This is a genomic window from Candidatus Borrarchaeum sp. (assembly GCF_019058535.1).
Classification (GTDB): Archaea; Asgardarchaeota; Sifarchaeia; order Borrarchaeales; family Borrarchaeaceae; genus Borrarchaeum; species Borrarchaeum weybense.
Genome location: NZ_JAHPYX010000114.1, coordinates 1 through 9,781 on the forward strand (window position 1 = coordinate 1; position 9,781 = coordinate 9,781).

The 9,781-nt window shown below is 37.4% G+C and carries 9 protein-coding genes; 2 read left to right on the forward strand and 7 right to left on the reverse strand.

The genetic code is table 11. The annotated features are described in order from the left end of the window. From QVB70_RS06495 to QVB70_RS06505, 3 genes are all read right to left on the reverse strand, one after another. Positions 1-782: hypothetical protein (locus tag QVB70_RS06495; RefSeq protein WP_287584612.1), on the reverse strand; the 782-nt coding region annotated here is incomplete at its 3' end. A gap of 31 nt (positions 783-813) precedes the next feature. Continuing rightward, positions 814-1,956 (reverse strand): SDR family NAD(P)-dependent oxidoreductase, encoded by a 1,143-nt coding sequence (locus tag QVB70_RS06500; RefSeq protein WP_287584614.1) that lies wholly within the window; start codon positions 1,954-1,956, stop codon positions 814-816. An 84-nt stretch (positions 1,957-2,040) separates the two neighbouring features. Then, positions 2,041-2,913, reverse strand: coding sequence for a hypothetical protein (locus tag QVB70_RS06505; RefSeq protein WP_287584615.1), 873 nt, complete (start codon positions 2,911-2,913; stop codon positions 2,041-2,043). Between the two features lie 284 nt (positions 2,914-3,197). Here QVB70_RS06505 and QVB70_RS06510 point away from each other — a divergent pair, with 284 nt between their 5' ends. Beyond that, positions 3,198-4,238, forward strand: coding sequence for a DUF354 domain-containing protein (locus QVB70_RS06510; RefSeq protein WP_287584617.1), 1,041 nt, complete (start codon positions 3,198-3,200; stop codon positions 4,236-4,238). A gap of 45 nt (positions 4,239-4,283) precedes the next feature. Here the strand turns inward: QVB70_RS06510 and QVB70_RS06515 are convergent, their stop codons facing one another. Together QVB70_RS06515 and QVB70_RS06520 are read right to left on the reverse strand one after the other, a co-directional pair. Further along, complete coding sequence (locus QVB70_RS06515) at positions 4,284-5,147, reverse strand: thiamine pyrophosphate-dependent enzyme (RefSeq protein ID WP_287584619.1); 864 nt, start codon at positions 5,145-5,147, stop codon at positions 4,284-4,286. Then, positions 5,148-6,893: a 2-oxoacid:acceptor oxidoreductase subunit alpha gene (locus tag QVB70_RS06520; RefSeq protein WP_287584621.1), complete on the reverse strand. Its 1,746-nt coding sequence runs from the start codon at positions 6,891-6,893 to the stop codon at positions 5,148-5,150. A gap of 208 nt (positions 6,894-7,101) precedes the next feature. On the opposite strand from QVB70_RS06520, the gene QVB70_RS06525 reads away from it, so the two are divergent. Further along, complete coding sequence (locus QVB70_RS06525) at positions 7,102-7,437, forward strand: rhodanese-like domain-containing protein (RefSeq protein ID WP_287584623.1); 336 nt, start codon at positions 7,102-7,104, stop codon at positions 7,435-7,437. Between the two features lie 17 nt (positions 7,438-7,454). On the opposite strand, the gene QVB70_RS06530 is transcribed toward QVB70_RS06525, so the two are convergent. Both QVB70_RS06530 and QVB70_RS06535 read right to left on the reverse strand, forming a co-directional pair. Next, positions 7,455-8,585, reverse strand: coding sequence for a VIT1/CCC1 transporter family protein (locus QVB70_RS06530; RefSeq protein WP_287584625.1), 1,131 nt, complete (start codon positions 8,583-8,585; stop codon positions 7,455-7,457). A gap of 175 nt (positions 8,586-8,760) precedes the next feature. Next, positions 8,761-9,537, reverse strand: coding sequence for a carbon-nitrogen hydrolase family protein (locus QVB70_RS06535; protein WP_287584628.1), 777 nt, complete (start codon positions 9,535-9,537; stop codon positions 8,761-8,763). Positions 9,538-9,781: the final 244 nt, after the last annotated feature.

Below are 9,781 nucleotides of genomic sequence, written 5' to 3' on the forward strand. Positions count from 1 at the left end.
ACTACCATCAGAGGTAATGCAGGGAATATTGCTGTGACTCTTGAAATACGGCTAATCATTCTTTCTATAAGACTAGAAAACTCTGAGTCAACATTTGTAATCCATAGATACCATGAACCGACACAGAAAACTGCAAATAAAATTGACATCATATTTTGTTTTTGCCAAATTAGCAAAGCGATTGATATTGGAATTAGAAATAAAATGAAAATCAACACTGTCAGACGGTGCGTGAGTAGTAAGAGAAGAAAAAACACGAATGAAAAACTTGACTTCTTAAGTGGTTTTTTGCTGGAAAGATGCTCTACCCATGGATATAGTGAAAAATTCATGAAGATGAGCCCTAGCATTTCCGGCCAAAGTAGGTTTGTAGCAAATACAAATCTATCTGCAACGAGCCCCAAAAAGATCCCTGTGATAATTGCGATTGAACAACTTTTGGTCAATTTTTGTGTAAAGACCATAACACTTAGTGTAGCTACTGTGCCCAATAATATGGGACTATATTTTGCAACAGATAATAGAGAAGTACCCGTTAGCAACTTCAGGTATGCAAGAATTATGTGAACCGCAAAATTTGCTCCGTGATATTCCAAATCAATTTTTCCGCTATTTATTAGTTTATCTGCAACCTGAATGTGAATCCAAGGATCAAAAGCAGAATTAAGGTTTGGGAATCTAATGATGTTATATACTCTGATAAGAAGGGTTGCTAACAAAACTAATCCTAACATAACGTATGTTGTCTTCTGATGAAACGTCCTACGCCTTATTCTTATCATTAAAACACCATTCGTTATTGCGAATGCAGTGTTAGATTGTGAGTCCTTTCTTTTTTAGTTCGGCTTCAGCAGTTTCAAATTTGTCGATTACCTTTTCTTTTTCAAGTCCCTTAACCCATGGCAACAAATCTTTAAGACCTTCTTTTAATTCTATTTCTGGAGAGAATTCTAAATATTTTCGTGCTAATGAGATATCAGCATAACAATGCCTGACATCTCCAATTCTGAATTTCTTAGAGATCACTGGTGAGATGTCTGAATTATATATTTCCAAGATTAACTTAGCCAAGTCTTTTATTGTGATATATGTACCAGTTCCTATATTATAGGCTCTATACGCTGCATTCATGCTTTTTAAGGCAAGTAAGTTTGCTTTTGCTATATCTTTAACATGTACGAAATCACGTTTCATGTTACCGTCTTCATAAATTATTGGTTGATTTCCATTTAAGATTCTGCTTGAGAAGATTGCAGCGACACCTGTATACGGATTTGAAAGTGCTTGTCGAGGACCATAAACATTGAAATATCTAAGAGCAATAGTGGGAATACCGTAAGTCTTTCCAATCAGCAGACACATTTCCTCTTGATGTCTTTTAGACATCGCGTAAATCGATGTTGGCTTAAGTGGTTTTTTCTCATCAGTAGGTGCTGGCGTTGCAATCTTGTTACACTTAGGACAACGAAGTTCCCATTCATTTCTTTTCATTTGCTCATTTGAACGAAGTTCTGGAGAAACTAATCCGCAATCTTCACAAGTATATCGTCCTTCTCCATAGATGGACATGGAAGATGCAACAACTAACTTCTTGACATTATGTTCTTTATTAACGAGCATATCCAGAAGATTGGCTGTTCCTAAGGTATTAGAGTGGACATATTTTGTAATTTGGTACATAGACTGTCCTACACCTACTGCAGCTGCCTGATGAAATATGGCATCAACATCATCAAGCATTTCATTAAGATCTTCTTGGACTCTTAAATCTCTTTTTTGGAACGTTGCTGAAGAATTAAGATATTCAGGAGGAGTTTGTCTAGATCCGTGAACCTGTTCTTCGAGATTATCAAAAATAATTACGTTATAACCTTCTTCAATCAATAAGTCCACGATATATGATCCAATGAATCCTGCTCCTCCGGTAACCAGAACATTTTCTATTCCTGATGGCATTAAAATACTTCCTAAAGGCTTTTGAGTATCTAATTAAGCTATCTTTAATAACTGTTTCTCTTTAAAACTCAAATTGGCAAAGAATTACGAAATTAGCTGAAAGTCAATTTCTAAAGATGCCTTAGTTAAATTGACTTCTTTCTTCATTTGAACAGGTTTTTTTGTGACTTCTGCTATTATACCTGCTAATGCGCCACACAGCGGACAACTAATCTTTTTACAATCAAAATCGCTCTTTGTGATTTCTTCACATACGGCTACAAATCTGTTACCTTCTATCTTTACAGAGAAGTTATTTGACTCCTGACTAATGGTCACTATATCTGCTATTTCAAGGCCCTCAGTCATAAGCGGTGGTAAATATTCGCAAAGAAAGTCGGTGGAAATTCTACTAAAATCTATTGCAAGTTCTTCTTCCATGAGCCCAAGTAGACTATCTCCCATCGAAGGTATGATAAGTCCTTTTCCAGGAAATATTAGTTTGTTTTCAGAGTAAAAATTGGGTATGTCCTTATCATCTTGGTTAAAAGGTAAAAACATTTTTCCCTTTTCGCCATCCTTATTTGGTGGTAAATAAATTTCAGATCCTTGCACATCAAATTGTTTTACTATGGAATATATCACCTTAATTGGAGCGAAGATAGTTGTTCCCACAACATCTCCTTTTATTGAATCTCCAATCCTTGAAAAAAGAAGAGAAAAACCAGTAAAAAAGAGCATAATACCAATTATTTCTAAAATGGGGTTCCAAGCTTCGAAGGCATAGATCATGGCCAAGAGTGCACTTGTAACGAGGATTGCGCCACCAACTCTAGTTAATTGTAGTCTTGAGAGCCATATCTTCTTAATTAATGTTGCTTTTTCCCTTCTATGTTTCTCTTCTATTCTAGACTTCTCCGCCAGTACTTTGAGAATTTCCTCGTCATTAGTAGTAGCTTTCGTTTCTTTTTCTGTCATAATTCCAGCCTGCTAATTCTTGTGGTCTTATTTCTGTCTTCATTTGTTATATTAGAATTTCAATCTTGCGTATCTTACTTATCGTTTCATTTTTAAAATACTAATTTCTAATTGCGCGCGCTCTCTATAATAGTAGACATTATTTTAAAAGATAAAATATTAAGGAACAAAAAATATAATATGCGTTAATCTGTATGCCCATCTACTTTCAGTAGTAATCAATACGATATGTTTATCTTATAAATGGCATGATATACCGATGGTTTTACAATTTGGTGTAAATAATGGGTAATCCAAAGATTTGGTTCGATATTGGTACTCCTTTTAATTGTAATCTCGTCGACGCTATTTTACAACACCTTGGCGATTTTTCTGAAACTCTTATTACTTGTCGAGATCACGATCACATTATTGATATTCTATCTGCTAAAAAGATGGATTTCATTCCTATTGGAAAACACGGAGGTAAAAGCCTAAAAGGTAAATTAAAAGCATACGCTGAACGTGTGACATTATTGGCTGATGTTGTTGAAAAAGAAAAACCTAATCTTTTGATTACTGAACGTGATCCAAGTGCTGTGAGAACGGCATTTGGTTTTGGTACCCCTGCATGGACCGTTTTTTATGATGAACGGGAATATCACACTAATTGGATGGTTTTTCCACTCTCCAATAGAATTTTTGTACCTAGCTTTTATGATTCTCCCGAGCTGGTGCAAAATGGAGTAACTCTCAACAGAGTTACATGGTTTAATGGTTTTCATACCGCATTTTTAAAAGATGAATGGTCTCAACTTAGTGCAAAGAACTCTTCTTCACACGATAAATTAAAGATACTCATACGACCAGAATTTGAATTTGCAACGTTTTTTAATACCGAAAAAAACCCCATACTGGAACAAGTTGTTGATCTTCTCATAGCGAATGATCATAACGCTGAACTTTTAATATTTCCAAGAACTGAATCACAACGAGAACTATTTTCTAAATATCCTGGCGTTATATTTATTGAAGAAAATACAATGGATTGTCCAGTGCTTGATGTAGATTTAGTGATCGGTGCAGCAGAGACTATGTTAATGGAAGCGTTTGTACTTTTGAAACCTGCAATTTCAGCAATATACTGGACACAATCTAAACCAGTTCAATATCTATTGCAGTATATCGATCACAGCACGGATCCGAAATCTGTTGTTCAACTTGCAGAAAAATATTTTGATAAGAATGAACGAGAGAAATTCAGTCACAAAGCGAAAGAAGTTGTGGATAAGATGGATAACTTGGGTCTTCTGATGGCAGAAGAAGTGAAAAAGCATTTCTCGTGAATCCATTTCTCAAAGCATAAGAAAATTGAAAAAAAGAGATTTTGGCTAAAAGAACTTCTTCAGCAAATCCTTGAACTGAGATGGGTTATGTGCTTTTTGTAGATCCACTAGCGTCCCTTTTTGAAGAGGTACATAGTCATCCTTTAGAATAGGTCTTTTAAAAAGAGAGATCACTCCAATAGGAATTTTTTCACCCCATTCTTGAGATTTTTGAAACGCAGCCAACTTGTCTGTAGGATCATAGTCGTCGCCCAATTTATACACGCGTTCACGATACCATTGGTAAGTATTGAGTTTGTTCCAAGTAACACAGGGTTGTAAAATGTCCACAAAAGCAAAGCCCTTATGTGTAATCGCCTTTTTCAAGATTTCTTTTGTAAAATCTACATCGCCAGCGAAAGATCGCGCGACGAAAGAGCAATCAAGTGCGATTGCCATCGCTAATGGATTCATTGGAGGTATTTTTATGCCAACAGGTTCATCTTTTGTTTTCATCCCATAATCGGTTGTTGGGGACGCCTGTCCTTTTGTAAGGCCGTAGATTTGGTTATTCGTAACCATATACATCATATTCGGATTCCGTCGTATCGCATTTATCCAATGATTACCGCCTTCGCCGTAACCATCTCCATCTCCACCTACTCCAATAACAACTAATTCGTGATTTGCGAGGCTTAATCCTGTAGCTGCTGGCAGTAAACGACCATGAAGTTCGTTGTATTCACTAACTCTCAGATAGTGCGGCAGTTTGGAACTTTGACCAATTCCAGAAACCATTGCAACTTGCCACGGCTCTAGATTTAGTTCAACAAGTGCCTGTTTTAGAGCATCAAGGATCGGAAAGTTTCCGCACCCTGGACACCAAGCAATATCTTTTACTCTAGATTCATAATCTTCAAGTGTGACCATTTAAACCACCATCCTCCTTTTTATTTCTTCAACTATGTTTTCTGGGGCAAACGGCCTCCCATCGTATTTATTTATTCTACCGCTTGGCAATTTACCGGTATAAGCTCGAATTATATTAGCGTACTGCCCAGTATAGTTATTTTCTACTACGAAACTTCTCTTTGCTTTTGCAACAAAGTCCCCAACTGCTTTATGAACTGGAAATACTTCAGTGGCATGCATCATATTGGTAATTATCCCTTCTTCGATTAGTATATCTACAGCTTCTCTGATGGCGCCATAGGTTGATCCCCACCCAATAAGAGAGATGTCCGCCGTTTCAGGTCCATATATTAAAGGTTCTTGTATTTCTTTCATCAGTGCATCTAATTTTCGCATTCGTTTTTCCAGTTGCTCATTTCGTGTTTCAGCGTCTTCGATAATATGCCCATATTCATCATGTTCATCTCCAGCAGTGGCTACAATAATTCCTTTTGTCCCTGGAAAGGCTCTAGGAGAAACACCTGACTCTGTGACGAGGTGAGTTTTGAAATCCATGCTTGCTTTTAATTGCTCATCAATGGCCATTGGTCCTCTATCTATCTTTATTTCGTCAATGCTGAAGTCGGCAGGATCAACTGAGCGATAAGAGTCTGCTAAATGTTGATCTTGAAGAATTACTACTGGCACATGATATTTTTCAGCAATATTGAACGCTTTCACAGTCAATCTAAACGCCTCTTCTTGACAACTAGGCGCAAAAATAACTCTGGGAAATTCACCATGGCCTGCATGCAGTACATATTCTAAATCACTTTGTTCAGTACGGGTAGGCAGACCTGTTGCGGGTCCTGGTCTACTTACCAATGCAACAACGATTGGTGTCTCTGTAGCACCCGCCAAACTAAATCCTTCGTTCATAAGGGCAAAGCCTCCACCAGATGTCGTCGTCATAGTTCTAACTCCTCCGTAGGCCGCCCCAAGAGCCATATTTATTGAAGCAAGTTCATCTTCTGTTTGTACAAAAACAAAGTCATCATGGGCTAACGCTTTCATGGTAACCCAAATGCTTGTGCTAGGCGTCATCGGGTAAGCACTTACGAATTTACAGCCTGCAAATAGAGCACCAAGACCAACCGCTTCATTAGAAGTCAAAACCATTTTCTTTGGAGCAGTTCTAGGTTTGATGGTATAGCAGCAAGTTCCTTTGTAATTTTTTTGTGTAAACTCATAGCCTGACCTTGCCGCTTTCACGTTTTCGTCGATTATCGTTTGTCCTTTTTTCTTAAACTCATCAGTTATTAAGCCCGTTAGAATATCGAAATCGAATTCAATCAGACCTAGAGCGGCTCCCATGGCAACAGTGTTCACATAAAGTTTGTTCCCAGCCTCTACTGCAAGATTCATTAACGGGACATCAAAAATATCATGGATACGTTCTACCTCGGGGTCTACCTCTCTCAACTGTCTGTCACAAATGATAACGCTGTTCGGAACCATTACGTCTTGATGAATTTCAATTGTACGATCGTCTAAGGCGATGAGCACGTTGACTTCATTGGGTGCAGTATAAACAGGCTTGTCACTTAGTCGTAAATGAAAAAAACTGTGTCCTCCACGAATTCTGGATTCGTAATCTTGATGTGTAAAGATATGATAGCCGCCGCGTGCAAAAGTTTTCGATAAAATCCCACCGATAGATTGTACACCCTGTCCTGCTGCGCCTCCTACACGAAAATTCAAATCAATACTAAACTCTGTACTCAAAATACTCTATCCTCCCTACTATTATCTAGGGCGAAAAATAACTAAAATTGAACTCATTTTTGACTTTTCTGTTTTTTATAGTTATGCGTCTGCGCAATCAATTAGTATCCACCAGGGAGCTTATACCATTGGTCTCGTTGCGTAAATCACAAACTTTATTGTTTAGGGCATATGTAATCAAAATAACTAATATTTAGAGGTAATAACTTTGTCAAGAATAAGGTTTATTTCGATTGAAAAACTTCTTGAGATGCAAGCCAATGATCAGGACTTTAAGCTTATAGATGTTCTATCAGAAAATAGCTATAATGAGAGTCATATACCTGGAGCGATTAATATTCCAGTTGATAATCTGAATGAAGATACTCTTTTAGAAAAACAAATTACGCAAGAAGATACAATTATTGTTTACTGTGCTAGTTATGCTTGTCCAAAAAGCACAAAAGCAGCTAAAAGGCTTTTAGAAATGGGCTATAAAAAAACTTTCGACTTTAAGGCCGGCAAGAGAGAATGGAGACGTGCTGGTCTTCAATTAGAGAAATGATGTCTTCATTTCACAATTTAAATGGCAATACCGACCAGACTACCTATGATGTATGTAATTATCGCTGCACCAGTACCGATCAAAAACATCTCAATTCCGCTCTTCCAGGGGTTTCTTCCGGTCGCAAGTGTTCTGCCTATACCAATGAAGAAAAAGCCTCCCAGGCTCATTATAATTGAAATGTAGAACGCCCAAATACCAGGAAATATTATCCATGGAACAATAGGGATAAGAGCACCAAACGTAAAAAAGATACCAGAAGTTATTCCTGCTTTAAGTGGGCTTCCTAACTCCTCTGGAGCAAATCCTAATTCCTCACGTGCCATAGTGTCAAGGGCTGATCCTTTATCTGTAAAAATCTGTTTTGCCATCTCCCTAGCATGCTCTGGGTCAACACCCTTCAATTCGTATCTTAGAGCTAACTCTTCCATTTCCAACTCTGGCATTGCAGTTATTTCGTATTTTTCCATTTCAAGGTGCTTTTCCATTACTTCTTTTTCAGCACGTGTTGAAACAAATGCACCTGCAGCCATACTTATTGCTCCAGCAATCGCTCCAGCAACACCTGCAAGTAAAACTATGGTATTTCCTACTGCAGCACCGCTAACGCCAGCGACAAGGCTGAATGTTGATAATAATCCATCATTCATGCCGAAGATTGCGTCACGAATAGAACCGCCACCATGATGCCATCTTTCCCCTGCAATAGGATCATCTTCAAATTGTCCACTCATTTCAGAGAGCACGGCAAAATGACTTTTTTCGTCTATTGCTATGGAACTTAGATTCTCTTTGAGTCCTTTTTCTATAGCTTCCGATGCATGCTTTGCATAGCCTGCTATAGCCTCATCTTCTCCTCTCACAAGGCTTCTTAAAAGAGACGTATGACCAAATATTCTTCCAAAAAGACTAAGGAATCGTGTTCTCCATCTTGGCTTGAATTTTAGTTTGGTTGTATCAACTCCTAGCTTCTCCATTTCTATCTCTAGTAACTCGGCATGCCCTTTCTCAATTTCAGCTAGTTTTTTGTAAACATTTTTCTTCTTCAGATCTGTTTCACTTGAAGCCATCTGTTCATACAACATCGATGCTTCTTTCTCATCGTTCCAACTGTCTATCAAGAATTTCTTCAGTTGGGATTCATTCATTCGAATTCCTCGCCTGTGAATAGGATGCCCTCTCTTTTAATTTTAATCATTTCGTCAAGAACATTCCACTGTCATATTTTTTATGCCAATGAAAGAATTTAGTTGAAGAAAATAATTGAAGACAGATGCTCAAAAATGATATTTCGTTTAACTTCATTTTCAGTGCATCTTTCCATTAATCGGCTACATATCTAGGATACGTTTTTTTTGCATCTTGAGCAATTTTTAGGTCGATTTCTCGCGTGATGAAGGGCTCTTGATCTGAAGTTACGCCCAGAACGTTACCTTCAGGGTCAATGATCCAACCCTGTCCTCCAAATCTTATATTTTTGTTCTGAGTATCTTCTCCAGTACGATTTGATGATAGATTATATGCCCCTCCAATCATTGCTGAGACTCTTCCGGCAGCAAGCCACTTATCTCTGGTAATTACTTTAGTTGCACGTGGATTTACAATAATATGTGCACCTTGTTTACAATAACTCCTACTAAGCTCCATGAACCAAATTTCTGTACAGATTACAAAGCCAATCCGTGCTTCACCACATAACACAGTTGTATAGTCTTTTGTTCCAATATCGTACCAAGAGGCTTCCCAATATTCTTTTTGATCTGGTACATTATGTTTTTGATGAAACTCAATAATTTCGTCATTTTCGGACCAGACAAATGCTTTGTTGTAGCGTTTGTCGCCCTCATTGACCGGTCTAGTACCAAGTACGTAAGGGCATTTTAATTCATGAAGACGTTTCATCCATCCATCGTGCGCTAGAATAGCAGCCTGCCATTGTTCATTATTAAACTCAGGTCTAGCAGCAAACCATTCATAGAACGGCATTTCTGGCAGTAGCACTAGGTTACTTTTTTCTTGTTGAACATGTGCCTTTAGCATTTTCCAGTCTTTCGTAAATAAATCAGGTTTGTTATTTAATTGGCAGACGGTGATCTTCATATTTTATCCACTCTAGTTAGTTTTGCCCCATATTTTGTAAAAGGAATGTTAAAAACTATCTTTTACCTATTTTGGTTTTTGAATTGCATCAAACTCCTCTTTCATGCAATTCATAACTTATAAAAAATTATTTTTAATTTCCTAAAATTGATATTAACAGAAATCACGTCAATTTGCTCTTGAAACCATCTACTCAAATATTAACTGAAAAAAATGAAATAAAAAAACTTTAAAGTTTCATTTG

Excerpts from the sequence above, each read along its gene's own strand:
- QVB70_RS06530 (WP_287584625.1), bottom strand. The coding sequence starts at position 8,585 with ATGAATGAATCCCAACTGAAGAAATTCTTGATAGACAGTTGGAACGAT.
- QVB70_RS06515 (WP_287584619.1), bottom strand. The coding sequence starts at position 5,147 with ATGGTCACACTTGAAGATTATGAATCTAGAGTAAAAGATATTGCTTGG.
- QVB70_RS06505 (WP_287584615.1), bottom strand. The coding sequence starts at position 2,913 with ATGACAGAAAAAGAAACGAAAGCTACTACTAATGACGAGGAAATTCTC.
- QVB70_RS06535 (WP_287584628.1), bottom strand. The coding sequence starts at position 9,537 with ATGAAGATCACCGTCTGCCAATTAAATAACAAACCTGATTTATTTACG.
- QVB70_RS06510 (WP_287584617.1), top strand. The coding sequence starts at position 3,198 with ATGGGTAATCCAAAGATTTGGTTCGATATTGGTACTCCTTTTAATTGT.
- QVB70_RS06500 (WP_287584614.1), bottom strand. The coding sequence starts at position 1,956 with ATGCCATCAGGAATAGAAAATGTTCTGGTTACCGGAGGAGCAGGATTC.